Raw genomic sequence first — 22522 nt, 5'->3', positions numbered from 1 at the left:
CCAAGCCCCCGCGTCGCATTGCATTCATGCTGCGACGCCATACACTGTAGGCAAGCGACACGGGCGTGCCGCGCTTCTTTTATCGATGGGTGTGGCCATGAAATCGATCGAGTTCCCCCAAGGGCTGCCGCATTACTGCGCCGCGGATCTCACCCTCACCTGCACCGCCAATGTCGACGGCCGCCCGGCCAGTTATGCAGTGACCGCCGAAGCGCTGGAAGACCATTTCGGCGCGCGCTCGTACCGGCAGGAAGACCTCATGCAGGCGCTAGAAACCAACCGCGGCGCCATTGAAGACATGGCCCGCGCGCTGTTCAAGCTGACTGAATCCCACACCATCGTCCTGCACAGCGGACATTTCCGCTTTGGCATGTAAGCCGGCGCGGCGACCCGCATACGTCGCCGCGCACCCGCAGGTACAGTTCCCCGCAGTACAGTTCCCATCACGCCCATTGACGCTCGCGCTTGTTCTGGCAAGCGAGACAGCACAGCGCTGTCGGCTGCGCCTGCAGCCGCAGAAACGGAATCTCCGCCCCGCAGTCCACGCAGATCCCGTACAGGCCCTGCTGGATCCGCGCCCGCGTGGCACCAATCTGGACCAGCTCTGCGCGGTAGTGCTCCAGCATCACGTCGCTTGCGCGCTCGGTGGCCTCCTGGTCGGCCAGGTCGACTTCTTCGTAGGGTTCCGCAGTCGACATCGCGTCGGCGTCCGGCCCCTCCGGTTCCAGGGCACCGACCTGCCGACGCACGCGCGCCTCCTGCTCATCCAGCAACGTGATCAGCCGATGCCATTGCGCTTCGGTCAATCGGGTCATGCTGCATCTCCTCGCGTCGCCGGTGGTGTTGCCGCACACGCCACGTCGATCAGGCTTCCGATGGCGACAGCCAAGTGGTGCGCCGGCGCGACGCATCCCAATGGCTGGCAGCCCTGACCTGATCGATGAACCCGGAAATCTCCTCCTGGGAGAGGCCGCTCACGACGTCGCGCTGCGTCAGTGCGAGCACCGGCGCCGGAAGCGTCGCCGTCAGTCGCGCGACCTCCTCCACCGCATTGAACGCGCCACGCGCGGCCATCACGCACACCACCGAAAGCCGCGCCGGAAACGGCAACTGCTTTGCCAGAAAGGCGCGCATGGGCGAAGCCAGGCGCCCCATCCAGATCGGCGCAATCACGATCACGTGCTCGAAGTCTTCGAGCGACGGCCCCTCATAGCGATATGACGCGGGGATGTGCAAGACGTTCTCCAGCATACACCGCAGGTCGCCCATGAAACCGGCTCGCGGGCGCACATCCCGGACCTCCGCCACCTGCCAGCCGCTCTGCGCACCCAGCCAGTCCGCCACCTGGCGCGCCGTGCCGGTGCGGGAGTAGTACACGATCAGGTTCTTTTCCATGATTCGCCTCTCGATATCGGCGCATGCGCGCCCTGTCCTGCTCTTTTTCCAATCGCTGGCTGCGCGGCGACGCCGTCAGGTGCCGACCCACAGGTGATCGATGACAGACTGGCGCTCCAGCGCCTGGGTGAGCCAGCCCTGGCCGCCTAGTGCGACATCAGCACGGGAACCGTCATCGCGCCGAGCAGCGTGCGGGTCACGCCGCCGAGCACCAGCTCGCGCAGGCGGCTGCGGCCGTAGGCGCCCATCACTACCAGATCGGCATTGAAATCGGCCACGCGCGAGAGCAGCAGCTCCCCCACCATCACATCGGTGCCGATGCCGGCAGTCTCTTCCACTTCCACGTCGATCCCGCGGTCGTTCAGCGCCCGCGCGGCTTGCCCGGCGCTGGTCTTGTCGGCCCAATGGCCGGACGCCATGTCGGCCACCTGCAGCACCTGCACGCGCGCGCCGGACATCAGCGGAATCGCGTCATGCATCGCGCGCGCCGCCTCGCGGCCGCCATTCCAGGCCAGCACGATGCGCGTCGGCAGGGTGTCGAAGCGGCCCACGTAGGGCACCACCAGCACCGGCCGCCCGGCTTCGAGGATCACCGTCTCGACAAAATCGGTCGCGACAAAGCTGTCCGGATCGTCCGCATCACGCTGGCCGATGACGAGCAGATCCGCCTCGCGCGCCTCACGCACCACCAGCGCGACCGGGTCGCCTTCCAGCGCGCGCCATTCGGTTTCGATCGGGAAATCCTTGACCGCCGCACGGAAGCGGGCATGCACCGCTTCGCGCGCATGCACGCGGCGCGTGCGGTCGTCCTCCAAGTAGCGCGAGGCGCCCTCCATCATGTAGAACCAGCTCGGGTCGGGCGTGAAGCTGGCAAACACGGCGATCAGTCGGGCCTGGCTGGCGAGCGCGTAGCGCACGGCAATGTCGAGCCGGTGCATGGCACGCTCGCTGGTGTCGAGGTGCACCATGATGCTGGTGTAGGGCATGACCTTCTTCCTGTTCTGGTGAATTGGGGGAGGCGCATCGGCTCAGGTGGAAACCGCCTTGGCCGTCTCGCGCGCGGCGGGCTGCGCGGGTTCGGCATCAACGCCGCGCACCAGCAGCACCGGCAGCGCGCTCTGCCGTACAAGGCCTTCGGCCACGCTGCCCAGGAGCAGCCGCCGCACGCCTCGGCGGCCATGCGTGCCCAGCACCAGCAACTGCGCGCCGGCCGCGTGTGCCGCGTCCTCGATGGCCATGCCGATGTCGAAGGCCGCCAGCGGGTCGTCCTCGAGCAGCGTGCGCACACGCACCCCGGCCTGCTCGGCCTTGGCCTGCGCCTGCGAGAGGATCGCCTTGCCCTGCGCGACGAGCGTCTCGGTCAGGCCGCGCGTGTCGAGATAGCCCACGTCGTACTTCACGTAGCCGCTGTCGATCACGTGGACGATGGACAGCTCCGCCCCGAGTCTTGCCGCCAGCCGGATCGCCTCATCCAGCGCCTGCTCGCCGGTCTGGCTGCCGTCCACCGCCACCAGGATCTTGTCGTACATGGCCCGTCTCCATCGATTCGTCCGGCGCACGGCCGCCGCGCGGCGTGCGTGACTCCATCTTGGATCACGGCGCAAAACGCACTTTGACGTACGTCAGTGAAGGCACGCCGCCAGCGCGGCACCTTCGTAGGCGTGGGCCATGTGCGAGCCCATCGCAGACCCCGTTGCCCTTGATGGGTATCAACCGCGGTGGCATCGCGCGACCTACACTGGTGGCACCGGCTGTCGGCATTGGAAACGAGAGCAACCACCGGAGATGGTGACGGGGAGTCCAGGCACACCGCGAGAGCACATCGGCAGGGCTTCGCGACCACCTTTTGGAGACGCATCGTGGAACCACGCATCGATATCCCGTTGGAAATCTTCCGCACCCAATTGCAGACCGCGCTGCATACGCTGACGACGCTGCAGGAGTCGCAGGAGCGCATGCTCAAAGTCACCCTCAGGGGCGTGGAAGACGCCGAGCAGCGCTCGCTGCAGGCGTGCGCATCGGCATCGGAGGCCAAGACCTGGCCCGAGATGGTCGCACTGCCCGCGGCCATCCTGCAGACCCGCATCGAGCAGAACGCCAAGATGTTCCAGACCCTGCTGGGGCTCGCGAGCGAGCAGCAGGCTGCCCTGCTGCACCAGGCGCACACGTCGGCCGATGCGTGGCGCACCCTGGCGGCCAACTGGGGCAGCGAGCCGATGATGGCGCCGATGCGCACCCTGTTCGACGCGCTGGGCGAGACCCAACCGGCCCCGGCGCCCAAGACGGGGGCAGGCGCCAAGCGCAGCGAGGCCACGGCACCCGCAGCCTGAAGCCGCCCAGCTTGTCAATGCGCGCGCGAACGCTATCCCTTGTGCAAGATCAACTGCCCTGATCGTCACCTGCTTATAGTGGGGGCATACGCAACACGGAGCCCACCATGAGGGTCGACGAAATCTGTTCGCGCCGCATCGTCCACGTGTCCACCACGGCGACGCTGCAGCACGTGGCGCGGCTGATGCGGGACCAGCATCTGCGCGCCCTCTTTGTCACGGAACACGGCGCCACGGGCATGCGCGTGATCGGCATCGTGACCGACCGCGACATGGTCGTGCACGGGCTGGCCGACCAGGCCGACTGCGGCGCCACCCCCATCTCGCAAGTCATGACGCACGGCGTGCTCACCATCGACGCCAGTGCCGTCGTCAGCGATGCATTGCGCACCATGCTCGGGCATGGCCTGCACCGGCTGGCCGTCGTCGACGATCACCAGGTGCTAATCGGCATGCTCACGCTGGACGACGCCATCCGCGCCATCGGCGGCGAATGGACGCTGCTGGCCGGCATTCTCGGGCGGGAGCAGGTCTTTGACCACGCTGCGGCTCCGCAGCCGCGCCTGCTGGTCTGAAACGCCATCCCATTTCAAACTTCAAACTCAAAACGGGGAGAAAACCATGCAAGCCAATGTGGGAACCATCGATCGCCTGCTGCGGGTCGTGCTGGGCGTGGCGCTGATCGCGCTGGCCTGGACGGGCAAGATCCCGGTCTGGCTCGGTTGGGTCGGCCTGATCCCACTGCTCACCGGTGTGGTGCGGATGTGCCCCCTCTACTCCATGCTCGGTATCCGCACCGGCAAGCCGGACTAACTCAGCCAGCCGGCGACGAGCCACGCTGCCGCCAACGCCAGCAGCAGCCCGGTCGCCAGGCGTACCGCAAACGCGCGGCCACCCGAGGTGGCCGCGATCACTTTGGTGGCCGTATTGGCGGTGAGCGCCAGTAGGATCAGCGTCCGGGCGCTTGCGGGGCCGATGGCGCTGGCAGCCGCCTGGCTGGCAATGGCTGCCGTCGCTGCATGCACATCGGCCAACGCCCCAACCAGCGTCACCGCCGTCACCGCCGCCATGCCGATCCAGGCACGCGCAGCCGCACTCGCCAGCAGCAATGCCGCCATCCAGAGGCCGAAGCCGATGGCGGCCCGCCAGTCGATCGACGACGCGGTGTCTGCATGGCCCTCCGCTCCGGGCTCGGGGCGCGTCTTGCGTGCGAGGTTCACGCCCGCACTGACCACCGTCACGATCAGGGCCGCAGCCAGCGGTATGCCCAGCGGCCGCAGCAACGCAACGTCGATGGCGGCGATCAGCAAGGCCATCTGCACCACCGTTGCCACGCAAGACAGGAGCGCCGCCGCCAATGCCCGGTCGCGTGGCGATTGCCCGCTGCGCACCCGCGCCCCCATCGCGGCCACCGTGGCCACGCTGGAGGCAAAACCGCCAAACAGCCCCGCCAGTGGCAAACCGATGCGCTCCCCCAGCCAACGCGAGGCAAAGTGCCCGGCGTTGCCTGTCAGCATGACCAGGATCACGACCAGCCACAGCGTGTGCGGATTCCAGGCGGCAAACGGGCCCATGGCGCGATCGGGAATGGCCGGCCAGATCAGCAGCGCCGCCACCGCCAGGATCAGCAGGTCGGCCAGCTCGCGCTGCGTCAGGGTGGTCTGCGCAAAACGGTGCAGCGCGGCCTTGCCGTGCAGCAGCGCCAGCAGCACCGTGCCCATGGCGGCCGCCATGTCCGGCGCGCTGACGGCGTAGGCGCCGAGCAGTGTGGTGGCGATCAGCGCCAGCTCCGTGGTGGCGCCGGGATCGACCCGTGCGGTGTGGTGGTAGCCGACCGCGGCCACCAACGTCACCGCCAGCACCAAGGCTGGCACAGCCAGTACCGCCAGCGCTGGCGGCAGGCTGGCCGCCAGCGCCCCCGCCAGGCCGGCAATGGCGAAGGTGCGGATGCCCGCCGGCACCTCGGCCTGCGTGGCCGCATGGCTGCGCTCGCGCTCCAGCCCAATGGCCAGCGCCACCCCCAGCGCAACGGAAAAGGCGAGCAGCGAAGACATGCGGGCGCGGCCTCATCTGCGTGACATCGAACTTCCAGTATGCGACTGCGGCTGCGCATAGGCTTGATCTGGCGCAGCGGAAGGGAAGCGGCGATGGAATCCGGCAATCGCCGTGCGCTCAGCCATACTGAAATTGCCCCTCCCTACGGAGTCCCGTCATGCCAGAGCACATGCAGGCCATGGTCCATACGCGCGCTGGGGCGCCGCTGTCGTTGCGGTCGGTACCGGTGCCAACGCCCGGCCCAGGCGAAGTCCGGATCGTGGTATCCGTGTGCGGTGTCTGCCGGACCGACCTGCACATCGTCGACGGCGAGCTGCCCAACCCGAAGCCGACATTGATTCCGGGGCACGAGATTGTCGGCACGGTGGATGCCTGCGGCACCGGCGTGACCGCGCTGGCGCCGGGCGACCGGGTGGGCGTACCCTGGCTCGGGTGGACCTGCGGCGCCTGCCCGTTCTGCCTGCGCGACCACGAAAACCTGTGCGACCACGCCGGCTTCACCGGCTACACCCGCGACGGCGGCTACGCCGAATACGCCGTCTGCGACGCGCGTTACTGCCTGCCCATCCCCGATCGCTATGACGATGCGCATGCCGCGCCGCTGCTATGCGCCGGGCTGATCGGCTACCGCACCCTTCGCATGGCCGGCGAGGCCAACGATGTCCGCCGCCTCGGCATCTACGGCTTCGGTGCGGCCGCGCACCTGGTCACGCAGATTGCCGTGGCGGAGCAGCGCGAGGTCTACGCCTTCACCCGCGCGGGGGATGCCGCCGCCCAGCAGCTCGCCCGCGACACCGGTGCGTGCTGGGCCGGCGCGAGCGACGAAGCGCCACCGGTGCCGCTCGATGCAGCGCTCATCTTCGCGCCGGTGGGCACGCTGGTGCCGCTAGCGCTGCAGGCCGTGACCAAGGGCGGCACAGTGGTCTGCGGCGGCATCCACATGAGCGACATCCCGGCGTTTGCCTACCGGCTGCTGTGGGAGGAGCGCAAGCTGATGTCGGTGGCCAACCTGACCCGCGCCGACGGCCTGGCGCTGATGCAGGTGGCGGCAGCGGTGCCGCTGCGCGTCCACGTGAGCATGTACCCCCTGGCGGAGGCCAACGCCGCGCTGGCCGACCTGCGCGCCGGCCGCATGGTGGGCGCGGCCGTCCTGCAGGTGCATGAAGCGGATGCCTGAGCCGGCTCACCGGCGTTGATGCGCATCAACCACTGTTTCGCGCCAGCGCCTACGCTTAAAGTGCGCGACAGGCAATCTTCGCGCAGCTCCTCGGGAGAACGTCATGTATCAACGCATCCTGCTTGCGGTCGACGGCAGCCACGCATCGGAACTGGCCCTGCATCAGGCAATCCTGGTTGGACAGGCGAGCGGCGCGGAAGTGGAAGCGCTGTTCGTGGCCGACAACACCGATGCCTTCTTCGACACCGTCGGCTTTGACGCGCTCGGCATCACCGAGCGCATTCTCGAATTCGGCCAGGAAACCCTCGCCCAGGCGGCCGCCAAGCTTCAGGCCGCAGGCATCCGGCACACCACCACGCTGCTGGAGAAGCCCGTATCGCCCGGGCAGATCTCTTCGACCATCGTCGCGCACGCCAACGAAACGAATGCCGACCTGATCGTGCTCGGCACGCACGGGCGCCGTGGGCTCAAACATCTGGTCATGGGCAGCGTGGCCGAAGGCGTGGTGCACAAGACCAACAAACCGGTGCTGATGGTGCGCAGCGAAGCCGAGACCTGAGCCGGCCCCGCCGCAACAGACCCAAGCCAGCGCTCGGGCTGGCTTCCTGCTGGTTTGCATGGGCGGCGCGCCGGACTCCCTCTCCCCGTCCGCCGCCCATTTTTAATCGCTCGAGTCGTCCTTGTGGAAGACCCGCTTGACGGCGTGCTTGGTCGCGCGTGCGCCGTCGGCCACGGCATGGCCGAACGATTTGGCGGCCCGGCCCGTGGCATGGGCACCCTCGCGCACCGCGTGGCCCGTCTTCTTGGCCGCATCCTTCGTGCCCTGCTTGATGTCTTCCTTTGTCTCGGCCAGGTCGGCCTGCGCCCCGGTGCTGAACAGCGCCAGCAGAAGCGTGGCGAGCAAGAAGAATTGGCGGCCTTTCACGATACGGTTCCTCTCAAAGCGTTTCTCGATATTGCGGACTTAAGCACTGGCTTTGCCAGGCACATTCAGGTGACCCAGGCTTGCGGCAGACGCATCCAGCATGACGGCCGCACGGCCTGTCAGGAGCACGCGCTCGCCGCAACGGAGCGTGAAGCGGTACAGGACGTTGTTGCCGTCACCGCCCACGCGCTCGGCTTCGACGCTCAAGGGCCCGTCGAACGCATCCAGCCGTTCGACATGCGCCTCGACCCCCCGCACGCTGGCCAGAAAGCCCGCACGCGGGCGCTCCTGGGTCTGCGCAATGAGCGCGCCATGCACCGCCATGGCCTGCGCGGCATATTCGATGCCGCACACGGCCGCCAGCCGTCCATTGGACCGCAACGGGTTGTCGGGGTTGCGGTGGCTTGTCGCCGTGCAGCAGATCCGGCCGTCATCCCATGCGGTGACTTCATCCAGCAGGCACATCGCGCCGCTGTGCGGGATGCGCGCGGCGATCCACGCACGGTCCAGCGGCGGTGCCGGGAGCGCGTTTGCCGTCATCGTCATTGCGCGCTCTCACGGGGGGCACCCGGCAGCTCGAGGTCGACCTGCAGCCGGGTGTCCGGCAGGTAATCGAGCACCACGCTTGCCGAGCGGCGCGCCGCCAGTGCCGCGAGCAACGGCAACGCGCGCGCGGCGGGATTGTCGCGGCGCAGTTGCTCCAGTTCGGGTGCCGTGAGCACGGTGGCCGGCGCATCGGTCAGGCGCGCATCGATGCGCGCCAGCGCATGTGCGCTGGCTTGCGGCGCCAACACCAGCGCCACGCCAAACGCATCGGGCACCGGCCGGAACGCGCGGATCGGTTCCGGGTAGTCGCCATCGAACGCGATCAGCAGATTGGGCACGGCGTCCACGGCAACCTGGCACAGGCTCTCCAGCAGGCCGGCGGCAAAGCTGCCGTCATGCGCGCACAGGACGTTGGATGGCGCCATGGCATGCGTGGCGATGCTCCAGTAGCCCGCCGGCGCGTTGTGCACGGAGTTGTGGAAGCGTGTGGGCGACAACTGGCGATCTTCGCCCGCCAGCGTTTCGCAGATCACGTGGCAGTTCAGGCCATCGCCGCCCGAGCTGGCAAACACGGTGGCAAGCGTGGCCGCATCGCGTCCGCTTGCCGTCACGGCTTCATGCCCGATGGCCAGCGCGACCTTGACGACCTGGCCTGTGCGGCGCCGCTCGGCCGGCGGCAAGCCCGCCGGCGCCGGCAAAGCCGTGCGCTCGGGCACATAGGTAGCGTGGCCGGCAAGCACCTGCGCGGCGTCCGGCCAGTCCCGCAGTCCGGGCCCCAGCAGGCCGATGCTTTCGATGAATGCGCTCAGTCGGGTCATGGGCAGGGATCAATCACGCGCGCGATCTGCGCGGCCGAACACCAGGCTGCAATTGGTGCCGCCAAAACCGAATGCGTTGCTCAGCACGGCACGCAGCGGTGCGGGGCGGCTCGTCAGCACATAATCGACGGCGAGCGCTGGGTCGACCTGTGTCGTATTGATACCGGCCGGCAGCAACTGATGACGCAGCGCCAGCGCCGCAATCACCGCCTCCAGCGCACCGGCTGCGCCCAGCGTGTGGCCGGTCGCCCCCTTGGTGGAACTGCACGGCGTGCCCTCGAACAACGCGTTGACCGCGCGGCTTTCGGCGGTGTCGTTGCTGGGCGTGGCGGTGCCGTGCAGGTTGATGTAGTCGATCTCGCGCGCGTCGAGGCCGCTCGCGGTCAGCGCCTGCTCCATCGCCAGGCGCGCGCCCAGCCCGTCCGGATGCGGCGACGACATGTGATGCGCGTCGCTCGATTCGCCAATGCCGAGCAGCAGGATCGCATCGTCGTCCATCGCTGGCGCGTCAGGCACGCGCTCAAGCAGGGCGAACGCCGCCGCCTCGCCGATGGAGATGCCGTCGCGCGCCACATCAAACGGCCGGCACGGCTGCGCCGACAGCAACTCCAGCGAATTGAACCCATACAGCGTGGTCAGGCACAGCGAATCAACGCCACCCACGACGGCCGCGTCGATCAGGCCCGCCTCCAGCATGCGCCGCGCCGAACCGAACACCTTGGCGCTGGACGAGCAGGCGGACGAAATCGCCATGGCCGGGCCATGCAGCGCGAAATACGCGCGCACGAACGCGGCGGGCGAATACGGGTTGTGTGTCTGCGCGTAGTGGAAGTCGGCCGGCAGCGCGCCGGTCTGCGGATCGCGTCGCCGGTAGGCCAGCTCGGTCTGCAGGATGCCGGCCGTGCTGGTGCCGACAAACACGCCGACACGGTGTGCGCCGTAGCGCGCCTTGGCCGCTTCCACGCCCTCGGCAAAGCCGTCCTGCGTGAGGCCGATCTGCGCGAGGCGGTTGTTGCGGCACTCGAAGTCGGCAAGATCCGCGCGCACCGGCTGTGCGTCGACGCCCTCCACGGGGCCGATCCAGGTGGCGAGGTCCGCACGCTCGAAATCGCACGGCACCAGGCCGCCGCGCTGCCCGCGCAACGCGCCGAGCGTGGCGTCGAGGCCACGTCCGGCACAGCTTGTGGCGCTGAAATGCGAGAGCAGTAAGGGTTTCACAGCGGTCTGATTCAGGGATGGATCTGCGGGGCACCTCATCGGCGATGCCGGCGCCGCAGATGATGAAATTTTATCAAACGGGGGCTTCCGATCCGGCTGGGTACAACGTGTCAGGCGCGATCGCCGCGCGCAGTGTCGTGCAATGCAATTGCGCCGCTTGCGCCGCACGCAGCACCGCCGCCAACGCATCGAGTACAACCGGCTCGCCCCGCGCATCGCGCGCCGCATGGCCGTCGTGGACCAGCAGGATGTCGCGCGCGGCCAGGCCGTGCAGCAGGCGGCGCGCCACGGCATCGGCATCGCGCGAGCGGGTATCGAAGCCGCGACGGGTCCAACTCGCCAGTTGCAGGCCGAGCTGGCACAGCACCGGCTCCAGGAAAGGATTGCGCAGCCCCGCCGGTGCGCGGAAGAACAGCGGCCGGGTACCGCTGAGCTCGGTCAACGTAGCCTGCGCGGCCTCGATCTCGCGCCGCAGCGCGCCCGGGCCCAGCAGCGAGAAGTTGTGCCGATGGCGCTGGCTATGGTTTTCCACCGCATGCCCGCGAGCGACGATGGCCTCGACCCACTGCGGATACCGCCGTGCCACATCCCCGATGCAGAAGAACGTCGCGTGGGCCTCGTAGCGGTCGAGCAGGTCGAGCACACGCGGCGTGACTTCCGGGTGCGGGCCATCGTCGATGGTGAGCGCGATCCGGTTGCCGGCGCCTTCGGGCAGTCGGGTCCAGTTGGGGCCGAGCAGCGCGCTGCGCGGCCACAGCCCAGCCGTCATCAGCGCCAGGTGCGAGGCCACCACGCCACCCGCCGCCCACGGCCACCACGCGGGCTGGGCCACGACCGCCGCCACTGCGCCGGCGTGGAGCGCCGCACTCCCGGTGATGAGCGGCGTCGGCCGCCAACGGCGCGCGGTGCCGGGCGTTGTGGGTAGCGGCGGCGTCATACCGGATCTCCATGACGGGACACGGGCAGCGTCTGCCCCGCCGCGCTGGTGGGCGTTGGCGCGAGGATCGCGGCAAACCACAACGCAAGGATGGCGCCGGGGCCAACGGTAAGCCCAAACGTCTCCAGCATGGGCACGCGTGACAGCGCCAGCAAGCCAAAGCCGGCCACCGTCGCCAGATTGGCCACCAGCAGCGACACCAGTGTCTGCGGCGTCACCGCCTGGGCGCCCACCACACCGGCGGGTGGATTGAAGAACAGCGCGTAGTTCGAGCCGACGGCCACGATCAGCAGCATGCCGACCAGGTGCAGGATGGTGAGCTGCGTACCCGCCAGCGCAAAGCCGGCCGTGACCACCAGCACCGCGGCCACCAGCGGTGCCAGCGCGCGCGCCGCCTGCCGCGGCGAGCGCAGCGCGATCAGCAGCAGCACGGCAATCGCCGCAAACCCGGCGAGCGACAGGCGGATGTCCTCGTGCACGTAGTCCACATAGAGGCGGTCGGCCTCGGCCTTCATGTCGATGAAGAGCGCGTCCGGCACCTGCGCGCGTTCCACGGCGGCGCGGATCGGGCTTGCATCGAGGCTCCCCTGCGCTGCCTGCGGCGCGCGCAACGGGAGCATGGCGCTCCAGCGGCCGCCGCGCTCGGCCAGCAGGGCATCGACGGCCAGCGCCATCGAGGTGCCCTGCAGATCGGCGCGCCGCAGCAGCGGCTGCTTGCGCGCGGCCTCCACATCGGCGATGAAGGGCGCGAACAGCTCCGGTTTGACGCTGATCGGCTGATCCGCCACTGCGCCACGCATGCGCATGGCAAGTTCATCGGCTGGCGGCAGGCTGGCGACGCGCGCACGCTGTGCGGCATCGCTGGGCAGGTAGCGCGCGGGGCTCTCGAAGCCGGCCAGCACGCCCTGCCCCACCAGCGGCTGCAACTGCGCAGCCACCCGCTCGGCACCCTCAAGCGCGCCCTGCTCGCTGGCGGCCGGCACCACCACCAGATAGCGCACGTCCGGCGCGCCCACGTCGGCGCGCAGGCTCGCATCGAGCGCCTGGCTCTGCGCTGGCACCGGGCTCAGCGCGGCGAGTTCGCGGCTCCACAGGCGGTCCCGATGCAGCACGAGCGTCGTGCAGGCGGCCACCAGCAACAGCACCAGCGGCCAGCGCAACCGGGGCGCCGCCTGCACCGCACGCGCAAGCGCCGCGCCCAGCCGCGACACATCGCGGATGGCGAACTGCGTGCCGCGCAGATGCGGCAGCACGAAGCGCGTGACCAGCGCCGCCGTTGCCAGCCCGGTGATCGAGTACAGCCCGAGCTGCACCAGCCCCGGAAAGCCGGAGAACAGCATCGATGCAAACCCGCACACCGAGGTCAGCACACCAAGCCGGATGGTCGGCCAATACGCGGCAAGCCAATCACGCATCGCGTCCGAGGCGCGCGCTGTGCCCGGGCGCGTCTGTGCGGATTGCACGAACAGGTAGATCGAATAGTCGACCGCCTCGCCGATCAGCGTGGTGCCGAAACCGAGCGTCAAACCATGCACGCTGCCGAACGCGAGGCTGACCGAGGCCAGCCCCACCGCCACGCCCGAGAGCACCGGCAAAAGCCCAAGCGCCAGCGTGCGTGGTGACCGATAGACCGTCAGCAGCAAAGCCACGATCAGCACGAGGCTCAGAACGGAGAGGCGCTCCACGTCATGCTTGATGGTGTCGCGCGCGTCGACCGAGAAGACGCCCGGGCCGGTCATCAGCACGCGGCATGACGCGGCGCCCGGCACGGCGCGCGCCGCCGCGTCGAAGGCGCCGCGCACGGCATCGATCGCGCGCGCCTGCGCGTCGGTATCGGAGCCCGCGCCGGTTGTCTGCAGCACCAGCACGGCGCGCCGGCCATCGCGCGAGGCCCACACGCCATGGCTCGACTGCGGTTGTGCCGCGCTGTCGAGCTGGCTGACCAGCGCGGCCACCTCGCCGGTTGGGTCGCGCGGCAGCAAAGCCTTGGTGAACAGGCCAGCCGAAGAACTCAGCAGGTCGAGGCTGTCGCCCAGCGCCTGGTGCAGGCCGGCGGCGGAGAAGCGCTGCGGCGTCACCGCCGGGCTGAGCACGTAGCGATGCGCGAAGAGGAAGCGCTGGTCGCGCGCTTCGTTGACGGGCTCGCCGTTGCTGACCGCCGCAAATTGCGCGTCATGGCGCAACGCCGCCGCCAACTGCCGCGACAGCTCGGCACGCGTCGGCGCATCGGCGCCTTCGATGCCGACCAGGATCAAGCGCGACACCAGCCCATCGCGCAATTGGTCGACCAGCACGCGCTGCCCGGCGCTCGGCGAGCGCGGCAGGAAGGCGGACAGATCGGCCACAAAGGTCGTGCGGGCGATCACCACCGCGCAGGCCAGCAGGCACAGCAGCCACACCAGCACTGCTCGCTGGCGCAGCCGCGCGCCGATACCGTGCGCTGTGGGTCCGTTCGGTGTCCGTGCGTGCATCGGTCAGTTGGGCGCGGTGTCTTTGAGCCGCATGACCGAATGGTCGCCGTCGGCCTGCTGGATGGCGACGCTGCGCAACCGGTCGCGCGTGCCATCGAGCGTGATCGTGCTGACCGCCTTCAGCATGCGCGCGTCGAGCGGGGTGAGCGTGAGCGTCCAGTCTTCGCCCCGCCCCGTGATCGCCACCTTGTACACCTGCTCCAGCGCGAAGCGGTTACCGGCCAGCGTGGCGCGGATGCTGTCGATGAACGCGCTCAGCTCCGGGTACTGGCCCAGTGGCAACGTCATCTTGCGCTGGTTGCGCTCGATGGTCAGCTTGTCGCCGTCGACCACGAGATGCTCCGGCTTGGGGCTGAGCGTGTGCTTTTCCAGATGATCCGGCGCCACGAACACCAGCTCGCCGGACGACTCCACGGGCTGCGCGGCAATCGAGAGGTACTTGGTCTCGACGAAGGTGGCACGGCCGGACTTGTTGCGCGCCAGGGTGGACATCAGGCGGTCCAGGTTCCAGCCGGGCGCGCCCGCCCCCTCGGCGCAGACGGGGCCTGCAACCATGACAGCGACGATGGCAATGGCGGCGGCGATGGCCAGGAACGCCCGTTGGCGGGCACGAAGGAAGCGGCGCGTGAGCGTCATGCGTCAGGGTTCCCGGGTGGCTGGCTGATTGGCGGACGATGCAGCGTGGTGCGCATTGGCCGCATCCTCATCGTCGGCACCCTGCCAGAAATCGAAGTAGTTGAACCAGTTGTACGGCGCGGCGCGGCAGGTCTGCTCAAGCAGTGCGACATAGCGCGACAGCGCGGCCTGGACTGCGGCGGTGCGTTCATCGCGTGGCACGTTCGAGAAGTCGGCCAGCGCTTCAAACCGGACTTCGTAGCGGTTGTCGCCACGATACAGGCCCGTCATGAACACCACCGGGCGCTTGAGCATTGCCGCCATGTGCAGCGGCCCGAGCGGAAACGCGGCCGGCGTGCCGAGAAAGGGCACGCGCTGCGTCGAATTGCCGGCTTCGCGCAGCAGCGTACGGTCGGCCAGCATGCCGACCATGCAGTTGCGGTCGAGCGCCTCGCGCACCTTGAGCATCGCATCCACGCGCCCAAGGGCGATCACCTCCGGTTTGGCGGCCGGATTCACAGCGGCGAGCGTCTCGTTGATCCGGCGCGCATTGTCCTCGTACATTGTGATGACGACCCGCATGTCTGGCTGCGTGCGCCCGAGCGCGCGCACCACCTCGAAGCTGCCCAGATGCGCGCCCACCAGGAACACGCCGCGCCCCTGCGCAAGCGCCGCGCTGATCAGCGCTTCCCCGTGCAGGTGGATATCGAACAGGTCGAAGCGCCCGTGCATCAGGTAGATACGGTCGTGGATCGTGGCGGCAAAGGTGAAGACATGCTGGTAGACGTCGCGCCAGCTTGCCGGCCGGCCAAGCACGCGGCGCAGATAGTCGCGCGAGGCCCGGCGCGCCGCCGGCGAGAACACCACGAAATAGGCCGCCACCAGCCGCAGCACGACGCGGCCGAACGGCCGCCCGCAGCGCAGCGAAATCCAGGTCATGGCGCGCAGCAGCGGTACGTTGCTGCGCTCCTCACGCTCGGCCCACTCGGTGCGCTTCATGTGGGCACGGCCTCCAAGGTGGTTGACGGGGTCGACGGCGCGGACAGCACACCGCTGGCCACCTCGCGGGCGCCGTCGCACACGCTAAAGCGGATCGCGCCACTGGCCGTGGCCTCGAAAGCTACGTCGAGCGGCACGCCCGGCGCGGCCGGGCTCGGGAACTTGGCCGAGCTCAGCCGGCACGCGTCAACCGATCGGCCCAGCGCCGCACCGATCGCGCTGATGGCGTGGTCGAGCAGCACCACACCCGGCACGATCGGGTGCCCGGGGAAATGACCGGGCATGGCCGGGTGGTCGGTCGGAATCGTGAAGCGCAGCAGCAGCTTGCCCGCGCCCCCGCTGCGCGTGTGCAGCGCATGCTGCGCGACAAGCCCGGCGAGCACATCGCGCGGCAACTTGCCCGTGGCATTGCGCGGCAGCGCTTCCACCAAAAGCAGCGGGCGCGGCAGGAACGCCGCATCGATGCGCTCGCGCAGCGCGTGCTGCACGTCGGCGGCGGCAAGACCGGGCGCCACCACCAGCGCGGCCAGACGCGCCACCGGCTCCCCACCCTGCTGGTGCGCGGCGGCCGTGCTGTCGTCCGGCATGAAGAACACGCCATCCACCACGCCCGGTATCGCGGTGAGCTGATGGTTCAGATAGGCCAGCGAGGTGCGCTTGCCGGCGATGTTGATGAGATCGGCCTTGCGGCCGTGCAGGCGAAAATCCGTGTCGTCGAGCAACTCAAGTGAATCGCCCATCGGCACGGGTGTTTCCACGTGACCACCCGACACCCAGACGGTCGGCCCGTCATCTTCGTCCGCACTGGCACGCGACGCCAGCCGCAACCCCGGGTACAGGTGCCAGGTGTCCTCCCGAGCCGTCCGCCGCGACGCGACCTGGCCGGTCTCGGTGCTGCCGTAGATTTCTACCAGCGGCGCGGCGAGGCGCGTCTCGGCCTCCTGCGCTAGCGCTTGGGCGAGCGGCGCGGTGGCCGACAGCACCAGCGCGGCCGGCGGCAGCGCCTGCTCCGACGCGAGCAGCGCGCGCAGGTGGATGGGCGAGGTCACCAGCACGCGCGGCTGCGGTACCGCTTCAAGCGCAGCGCGGATATCGGCCGGATAGAACGGCTGCCCGTTGCTGAAGGCCAGGCCGCCCTGCAGGGCCAGCAGCACTGTCACCTCAAAGCCGTACATGTGCTGCGCGGGCACCGTCCCGACCAGCGTGTAGGCGCACCCATCTCGCAACCCGAGGCGGTCGGTCGCCGCCTGCATGGCGCGGACCAGCGCGCCCCATGTCTTGCGATGCGGCACGGGCGTCCCTGTCGAGCCGGAAGTGAACAGGTAGGCCATGACCTGCGCGGCGTCGATCTGCGGGACCTCGACGGGAGCGTCGGCCGGCTGAGGCAGCGCCGGATAGCGCAAGCGCGGCAGATCGATGGCGCAGTCCGGAGCGTCGTGCAGGCAGAACACATCGGGTGCGAAGGCCGCCAGCTGGCGCACCATCTCGGGCGTCTGCATGGGCGGCAGCAGGCTGACCTTGCCCGCGACCAGCGTCGCACACAAGCCGACGGCAAAACGGTAGCGGTCGGCGCAGGCGTTGAAGACGTGACCACCCGCAGGGAGCACTGCGGCCAGCTGCGTCACATCGACCAGGAACGCGCGCACGGAAACCGGCGCGCCATCTCGCCAGGCGATGGTCTGGTCCAACGAAGGATGGGATACCAGCGGGTAACTCGGCATCGCGTCAATACAAGGCATGGCAAGCCATCCGTGTGGCAGCGGTGCCAGGCAGCACGGTCGGCGGTTCATCGAGCGTGGTCCGCTCGCGCCTGCGTCGATTGACGGTAGGCACGCACGGAATCGAACAGGCTGGCGCGCGGCTCGTCTCGCAGCACGATGCACCGGCACGCATACTCGGCGACGAACATCACGCCCACCAACGGCAGCGCCAGGTAGTTGGCAAAGGTGGCCCAGACGACAATCGACGACATTGCAAACAGCAGCGTGGACACCGCGGCCGTCGCCAGGAAGAACAGCGTCCACGCAAGCGTGATCTGCCGCGTATAGCGCGCGACCGCCGGCGTGAGCGTGCCGTGGACCATCACCGCGAACCGGCTGCACAGCGGTTCGCGCCCGGCCGCGAGCGTGTGGCCGAACACGACCGCCATCGTCAGGTTGAAGCCGACGTGCTCCAGGTACAGGCCCCACTCGAAATGGCCAGCGAGTGGCACGCGCGCCAACCAGAGCGCCGCGCAAACGACCACCCAGAGCGGCAGCAGCCAGACACGCCGCGCCGAGCGCAATACGGCCACCAGCGCAATCGCCAGCGGCGGCACGAGTGCCATGGCGAGCCCGAAGCCATGCGCACCCGGCGTGGCGGCCGCGTAGTGCGCGCCAAGCTGGTACGCCACGACCGCAGCGATGCCCGCGGCCCCGCGTGCGAAGCCACTCAGCGTGCCCAACGCGCCCTCCCGATGGGGCGGCAGACCACACGTCGGCTGACCGGAAGATGGAAACAAGACTTGCACTGCATAGTTGGGTACGTCAACGCAGACCCGCCGGGGTCTGCCAGGGTCTGCCGGCCCCCGCCGGCCTTGCCATTCATCATACGCATCTCATGTGGCCGGTCATTGCGGCCGGTGCGTTTTGGCGGGCACATTCTAGAGCCCTGGGCGGACATCTCCGGGGCCGGGGCCGCTGTGTTTTGTAACCGTTTGTACGAATTGGCGCCGCTATGCGCCGCAGGCGGCCTTCCCTTCCCCGCACCACGCAAGCCATCCGTGCGTAGGCGTCACACACGGGGGGCCGGCAGTCCCGGGGCTTTGTCACGGTTGCGCGGTATACGATGTGTAACCCTTCGTCTAGAATCCGCCTAGCTTAAACGACCCCCAAATGACGCGGGCAGGTTGACAAGGCTTCGCGCGCATTGGACGTCGTTTCTGGCCGCGTCCCATGCTGTGAGCCGCTCGCGTGCAAGCACGATGAATGAACTGGAAAAAGAGCTCGCCGCATTGATGATCGGCGAATTGAATCTCGAAGATATTCAACTCGAAACCGTGACCGCCGACACTCCGTTATACGGCGAAGGTTTTGCGCTCGACTCCATCGATATTCTGGAAATCGCCCTGCTGATCTCGAAGAAATACGGCTTCGAACTGCGCTCGGGCAATCCGGATAACGAAAAGATCTTCGCCACGCTGGGTTCGTTGGCGGCTTATGTCGCCGCGCACCGCGCCCGCTGATGCGGCACCGTCTCATCCGCCCACTATCCGACCGGCCTATTTTCGAATTGCGCAAGCACTGGCACGGTAGTCATCGTGGGAACCGACAACGCATGGGAGTGAACCAGCGATGCGCGCGCTCGTGACAGGTGGCAGTGGCGCACTCGGGCAGGCCATCAGCGTGTCGCTGGCCCAGGCTGGCCACGAGGTCTGGGTCCACGCGAATCACAACCTCGCGCAAGCGGAAGCCGTCGCCCAACGGATCGTCGCGGCCGGCGGCGCTGCGCACGCCATTGCCTTTGATGTGACCGATGCCGATGCGACCGAGGCAGCGCTGGCCCGCGTCCTGGACGGCGCGCCGGTGCAGATCCTCGTCAACAACGCCGGCGTCCACGACGATGCACCGATGGCGGGCATGACGCGGGAGCAATGGCGCCGCGTGATCGACGTGTCGCTCAATGGCTTCTTCAATGTCACTCAGCCGCTGCTGATGCCCATGATCCGCACGCGCTGGGGGCGCATCATCAACATCGCCTCGGTAGCGGGTGTGATGGGCAATCGCGGCCAGGTCAACTATGCGGCCGCCAAGGCAGGGTTAATTGGCGCCACCAAGTCGCTGGCGCTGGAACTTGCGTCGCGTGGCATCACGGTCAACGCGGTGGCACCCGGCATCATTGCCTCGCCAATGGCCGAGCAGGCCTTCCCGCCCGAGCGCATCAAGCAGCTGGTGCCGGCCCAGCGTGCCGGCCAGCCGGAAGACGTGGCGGGCATGGTGGCGTACCTGGCATCCGATGCCGCCGCCTACGTCACGGCGCAAGTGCTGTCGGTCAACGGCGGGCTCGCATAACCACGCATCCTTTCGACCCAGCAATGCCATCGAACCGCGCCTCCTCCACGCACCTCGTCCTGATTCCCAGCTACAACCCGGGCGTCAAGGTGGAAGACACCGTGCGCAGCGCGCGCGCGCAATGGAATCCCGTCTGGGTGGTGGTCGACGGCAGCACCGACGGCAGCACCGACCGCCTGCAGGCCATGGCCGAGCAGGACCCGGGGCTGCGCGTGATCGTGCTGTCGCGCAACCGGGGCAAGGGAGTCGCGGTGCTCGCCGGGCTCAATGCGGCGGCGGCGCAGGGCTTCACGCATGTGCTGACGATGGATTCGGACGGCCAGCACCCCGCCCACCTGATCCCCGCCTTCATGGCCGCCTCACAGGCCGCGACCGACACGATGGTGCTGGGATTGCCGAAGTTCGACGCCAGCGCACCGCAGGTACGCGTGCAGGGCCGGCGCCTGTCGAACCTGTTCACCGACATCGAAACCCTGTGGTCCGGCATCGGCGATTCGCTGTTTGGATTCCGCATTTATCCGATCGCGCCGCTGGCCGCGATCATGCATCGCCAGCCCTGGATGCGCGGCTTCGACTTCGATCCGGAAGCGGCCGTGCGCCTGTGCTGGGCGGGAGTGCGCCCGATCCGTCTGGAAGCGCCCGTGCGCTATTTCCGCAAGGCCGAGGGCGGCGTCTCGCACTTCCACTACGGTCGCGACAACGTGCTGTTGGTATCGATGCACCTGCGGCTGGTGTTCGGCTTCCTGCTGCGCCTGCCCATGCTGATCGCGCGGCGCTTCAGGCGCGATGGCCATCCCCACGCGCCAGCCCGGCGCTAGGCGTCAAACGCTGCGCCGGACGCACCTGACTCCGGCGCGCTACTCCGGCTTGCACTCGACCTTCATCTCGCGCCGGCCGTCTTCGTAGACCACCTCCAGCCGGCTGGTGAAGCCCCACAGCCGGGCCACGTGCCGCACCATTTCTTGGTAGTTGGGCGCCAGGGGCCGACGATTGCTCTGCAGATGGCGCAGCGTCAGCGAGCGGTCGCCACCCACGTCGACGTTGGTCACCTGGATATTGGGCTCGACGTTCGACAGGTCATACTGGCTCGCCAGCAGTTGGCGGATCATGCGGTAGCCCTCGTCGTCGTGGATGGCGGTGACGCGCAGCTTGGACTCGCGGTCGTCATCCAGCACAGAGAACAGCTTGAGCTCGCGGATCACCCGCGGCGACAGGAACTGCAGCAGGAAGCTCTCGTCCTTGAAGTTGCGCATGGCGAAGTCGAGCGTCTCACGCCAGTCGCTGCCGGCGATCTCGGGCGCCCAGCGGGCATCTTCGTCGGTCGGCGCCTCGCAGATTCGACGGATGTCCTGAAACATCTGGAAGCCGAGCGTGTACGGGTTGAGGCCGTTGTAGCCCGGGTGGTAATACGGCGGCTGGTAGATCACGTTGGTGTGCGCCTGCAGCAGCTCCAGCATGAAGGCATCGTTGACGAGCTTCTCGTCGTAGAGCTGGTGCAGGATGGTGTAGTGCCAGAACGTGGCCCAGCCCTCGTTCATCACCTTGGTCTGCCGCTGCGGATAGAAATACTGCGCGATCTTGCGCACGATGCGCACGATCTCCCGCTGCCACGGGCGCAGCTTGGGCGCGTTCTTCTCGATGAAGTAGAGGAGGTTCTCCTCCGGTTCGGGCGGGAATTTCGGTTCCGGCTCGGGCGCCGCATCCACGGTCGCCACCGCATGCGAGCGGTGCTTGGGCAACGTGCGCCACAGGTCGTTGACCTGCATCTCCAGGTATTTCTCCCGCTCGGCCTGGAGCGCCTTCTCCTCCGTGATCGACAGCTTCTTGGGCCGCCGGTAGCGGTCGACACCATAGTTCTGCAGCGCGTGGCACGAATCGAGCAACAGCTCCACCTCCTGCTCGCCGTAGCGTTGCTCACATTCGGCCACGTAGTTCTTGGCGAACAGCAGGTAGTCGACGATGGCGTCGGCGTTGGTCCAGGTGCGGAACAGGTAGTTGCCCTTGAAGAACGAGTTGTGCCCATAGCAGGCATGCGCGATCGTCAGCGCCTGCATCGGCAGGGTGTTCTCCTCCATCAGGTAGGCGATGCAGGGGTTGGAGTTGATGACGATCTCATAGGCCAACCCCATGTGGCCGCGCTGGTAGCTGCGCTCAGAGGCCAGGAAGTGCTTGCCGTACGACCAGTGGTTGTAGCCCAGCGGCAGGCCGGACGAGGCATAGGCGTCGAGCATCTGCTCGGCCGTGATGATCTCGATCTGGTTCGGATAGGTGTCCAGCCCGAACTCGGCGGCAATCCGGGCGATGCTCTGGTCGTAGCGCCTGATCAGCTCGAAGGTCCATTCCGAGCCTGTGGATAGGTAGGCCATGCGCGCTCCCGTTGACTCCCTCACACACCACGTAGCGTGTTCTCCGAAGCAACCCCGTGCACTGCTTGCAACATGCCGCCGATCACGCGACGCGCTTCTGGAACAGATCGTGCAACACCGGATAGATCTCGTCGGCCTTGATGATGCGCTGCATCGCGAAGTGGTCGTACGCAGCCTTCACTGCAAGATACTCCTCCCACAGATTCTGCGGTTCTTCCGACGCCACCTCGATATAGGCGTAGTACTGCACCACAGGCAGGATCGACTCGCGCAGCAGGCGCGAGCACAGCTCCGAATCGCCTGCCCAGTTGTCTCCGTCGGAAACCTGCGCGCAGTAGATGTTCCACTGACTGGGCGGGTAGCGATCGTGGATCACTTCCGCGACCAGTTTGAGCGCGCTCGATACGACCGTGCCGCCGGATTCGCGCGAATGGAAGAAGTCTTCCTCATCCACCTCCTTGGCCACGGTGTGGTGACGGATGAAGATGACATCGATGCGCTCGTAGTTCCGCTTCAGGAACAGGTAGAGCAGCATGAAGAAGCGCTTGGCGAGGTCTTTGCGGCTCTCGTCCATCGAGCCGGACACGTCCATCACGCAGAACATCACCGCCTGCGCCTGCG

At 68.0% G+C, this 22522-nt stretch carries 26 protein-coding genes; 9 read left to right on the top strand and 17 right to left on the bottom strand.

Translation table 11 applies throughout. From position 1 onward, the window contains the following. Positions 1-97: 97 nt before the first annotated feature. Positions 98-376, top strand: coding sequence for a DUF1488 domain-containing protein (locus tag QZ609_RS08290; RefSeq protein ID WP_295493203.1), 279 nt, complete (start codon positions 98-100; stop codon positions 374-376). Positions 377-443: 67 nt separating this feature from the next. On the opposite strand, the gene QZ609_RS08285 is transcribed toward QZ609_RS08290, so the two are convergent. The 4 genes from QZ609_RS08285 to QZ609_RS08270 all read right to left on the bottom strand — a co-directional run bounded on the left by QZ609_RS08285 (position 444) and on the right by QZ609_RS08270 (position 2924). Beyond that, positions 444-815, bottom strand: coding sequence for a TraR/DksA family transcriptional regulator (locus QZ609_RS08285; protein WP_295493167.1), 372 nt, complete (start codon positions 813-815; stop codon positions 444-446). 49 nt (positions 816-864) lie between these two features. Continuing rightward, a complete protein-coding gene (locus QZ609_RS08280; RefSeq protein ID WP_295493164.1) occupies positions 865-1395 on the bottom strand; it encodes a flavodoxin family protein in 531 nt (176 codons plus the stop codon). 146 nt (positions 1396-1541) lie between these two features. Next, positions 1542-2381 (bottom strand): universal stress protein, encoded by an 840-nt coding sequence (locus QZ609_RS08275; RefSeq protein WP_295493161.1) that lies wholly within the window; start codon positions 2379-2381, stop codon positions 1542-1544. A 42-nt stretch (positions 2382-2423) separates the two neighbouring features. After that, positions 2424-2924: a universal stress protein gene (locus QZ609_RS08270; protein ID WP_295493158.1), complete on the bottom strand. Its 501-nt coding sequence runs from the start codon at positions 2922-2924 to the stop codon at positions 2424-2426. A 330-nt stretch (positions 2925-3254) separates the two neighbouring features. On the opposite strand from QZ609_RS08270, the gene QZ609_RS08265 reads away from it, so the two are divergent. The 3 genes from QZ609_RS08265 (at position 3255) to QZ609_RS08255 (ending at position 4538) form a co-directional block, all read left to right on the top strand. Continuing rightward, positions 3255-3725 (top strand): hypothetical protein, encoded by a 471-nt coding sequence (locus tag QZ609_RS08265; RefSeq protein ID WP_295493155.1) that lies wholly within the window; start codon positions 3255-3257, stop codon positions 3723-3725. 107 nt (positions 3726-3832) lie between these two features. Then, positions 3833-4300, top strand: a complete 468-nt coding sequence (locus QZ609_RS08260) for a CBS domain-containing protein (RefSeq protein WP_295493152.1) — start codon at positions 3833-3835, stop codon at positions 4298-4300. Positions 4301-4346: 46 nt separating this feature from the next. Further along, the gene (locus QZ609_RS08255; RefSeq protein WP_295493149.1) at positions 4347-4538 is read left to right on the top strand and encodes a DUF2892 domain-containing protein; all 192 of its coding nucleotides are present in this window, start codon (positions 4347-4349) and stop codon (positions 4536-4538) included. Here the strand turns inward: QZ609_RS08255 and QZ609_RS08250 are convergent. Next, entirely contained in the window at positions 4535-5779 is a 1245-nt protein-coding gene (locus QZ609_RS08250) for a DUF4010 domain-containing protein (RefSeq protein WP_295493146.1), read from the bottom strand. The two genes, QZ609_RS08255 and QZ609_RS08250, sit on opposite strands and share 4 nt — an antisense overlap. A 158-nt stretch (positions 5780-5937) precedes the next feature. Here QZ609_RS08250 and QZ609_RS08245 point away from each other — a divergent pair, with 158 nt between their 5' ends. Further along, positions 5938-6957 (top strand): zinc-dependent alcohol dehydrogenase family protein, encoded by a 1020-nt coding sequence (locus QZ609_RS08245; RefSeq protein ID WP_295493143.1) that lies wholly within the window; start codon positions 5938-5940, stop codon positions 6955-6957. Positions 6958-7060: 103 nt separating this feature from the next. Then, positions 7061-7516, top strand: coding sequence for a universal stress protein (locus QZ609_RS08240; protein ID WP_295493141.1), 456 nt, complete (start codon positions 7061-7063; stop codon positions 7514-7516). 102 nt (positions 7517-7618) lie between these two features. Here the strand turns inward: QZ609_RS08240 and QZ609_RS08235 are convergent, their stop codons facing one another. From QZ609_RS08235 to QZ609_RS08190, 10 genes are all read right to left on the bottom strand, one after another. Further along, positions 7619-7882: a hypothetical protein gene (locus QZ609_RS08235; protein WP_295493138.1), complete on the bottom strand. Its 264-nt coding sequence runs from the start codon at positions 7880-7882 to the stop codon at positions 7619-7621. 39 nt (positions 7883-7921) lie between these two features. Next, complete coding sequence (locus tag QZ609_RS08230; RefSeq protein WP_295493201.1) at positions 7922-8422, bottom strand: hotdog family protein; 501 nt, start codon at positions 8420-8422, stop codon at positions 7922-7924. 2 nt (positions 8423-8424) lie between these two features. After that, complete coding sequence (locus QZ609_RS08225; RefSeq protein WP_295493135.1) at positions 8425-9246, bottom strand: beta-ketoacyl synthase chain length factor; 822 nt, start codon at positions 9244-9246, stop codon at positions 8425-8427. A 9-nt stretch (positions 9247-9255) separates the two neighbouring features. Next, positions 9256-10464 (bottom strand): beta-ketoacyl-[acyl-carrier-protein] synthase family protein, encoded by a 1209-nt coding sequence (locus QZ609_RS08220; RefSeq protein WP_295493133.1) that lies wholly within the window; start codon positions 10462-10464, stop codon positions 9256-9258. A gap of 73 nt (positions 10465-10537) precedes the next feature. Then, on the bottom strand, positions 10538-11401 hold the full coding sequence (locus QZ609_RS08215) for a polysaccharide deacetylase family protein (RefSeq protein WP_295493131.1): 864 nt from the start codon (positions 11399-11401) through the stop codon (positions 10538-10540). Further along, entirely contained in the window at positions 11398-13872 is a 2475-nt protein-coding gene (locus QZ609_RS08210) for an MMPL family transporter (RefSeq protein WP_295493127.1), read from the bottom strand. The genes QZ609_RS08215 and QZ609_RS08210 overlap by 4 nt, the downstream gene beginning before the upstream one ends. Positions 13873-13875: 3 nt before the next feature. Beyond that, complete coding sequence (locus QZ609_RS08205; protein WP_295493124.1) at positions 13876-14508, bottom strand: outer membrane lipoprotein carrier protein LolA; 633 nt, start codon at positions 14506-14508, stop codon at positions 13876-13878. A gap of 3 nt (positions 14509-14511) precedes the next feature. After that, positions 14512-15486: an acyl-CoA synthetase gene (locus QZ609_RS08200; protein ID WP_295493122.1), complete on the bottom strand. Its 975-nt coding sequence runs from the start codon at positions 15484-15486 to the stop codon at positions 14512-14514. Next, positions 15483-17207, bottom strand: coding sequence for an AMP-binding protein (locus QZ609_RS08195; RefSeq protein ID WP_295493199.1), 1725 nt, complete (start codon positions 17205-17207; stop codon positions 15483-15485). The genes QZ609_RS08200 and QZ609_RS08195 overlap by 4 nt, the downstream gene beginning before the upstream one ends. Positions 17208-17272: 65 nt before the next feature. Beyond that, positions 17273-17929 (bottom strand): hypothetical protein, encoded by a 657-nt coding sequence (locus tag QZ609_RS08190; protein ID WP_295493120.1) that lies wholly within the window; start codon positions 17927-17929, stop codon positions 17273-17275. Positions 17930-18424: 495 nt separating this feature from the next. Here QZ609_RS08190 and QZ609_RS08185 point away from each other — a divergent pair, with 495 nt between their 5' ends. The 3 genes from QZ609_RS08185 to QZ609_RS08175 all read left to right on the top strand — a co-directional run bounded on the left by QZ609_RS08185 (position 18425) and on the right by QZ609_RS08175 (position 20353). Beyond that, a complete protein-coding gene (locus QZ609_RS08185; RefSeq protein ID WP_295493118.1) occupies positions 18425-18709 on the top strand; it encodes a phosphopantetheine-binding protein in 285 nt (94 codons plus the stop codon). 109 nt (positions 18710-18818) lie between these two features. Then, positions 18819-19535, top strand: a complete 717-nt coding sequence (fabG, locus tag QZ609_RS08180; protein WP_295493116.1) for a 3-oxoacyl-ACP reductase FabG — start codon at positions 18819-18821, stop codon at positions 19533-19535. A gap of 23 nt (positions 19536-19558) precedes the next feature. Then, the gene (locus QZ609_RS08175) at positions 19559-20353 is read left to right on the top strand and encodes a glycosyltransferase family 2 protein (protein ID WP_295493114.1); all 795 of its coding nucleotides are present in this window, start codon (positions 19559-19561) and stop codon (positions 20351-20353) included. Between the two features lie 39 nt (positions 20354-20392). On the opposite strand, the gene QZ609_RS08170 is transcribed toward QZ609_RS08175, so the two are convergent. Both QZ609_RS08170 and QZ609_RS08165 read right to left on the bottom strand, forming a co-directional pair. Continuing rightward, positions 20393-21901 carry a SpoVR family protein gene (locus tag QZ609_RS08170; protein ID WP_295493111.1) on the bottom strand — a complete coding sequence of 503 codons (1509 nt, stop codon included), beginning with the start codon at positions 21899-21901 and terminating at the stop codon, positions 20393-20395. An 82-nt stretch (positions 21902-21983) separates the two neighbouring features. Beyond that, positions 21984-22522 (bottom strand): DUF444 family protein (locus QZ609_RS08165; RefSeq protein ID WP_295493108.1); only part of this gene is annotated, 539 nt, incomplete at its 5' end.

Source organism: uncultured Ralstonia sp. (assembly GCA_913056305.1).
Lineage (GTDB): Bacteria > Pseudomonadota > Gammaproteobacteria > Burkholderiales > Burkholderiaceae > Ralstonia.
The sequence above is the reverse complement of the archived record's forward strand: the minus strand, read 5'-3'. Positions and strand labels throughout refer to the sequence as shown.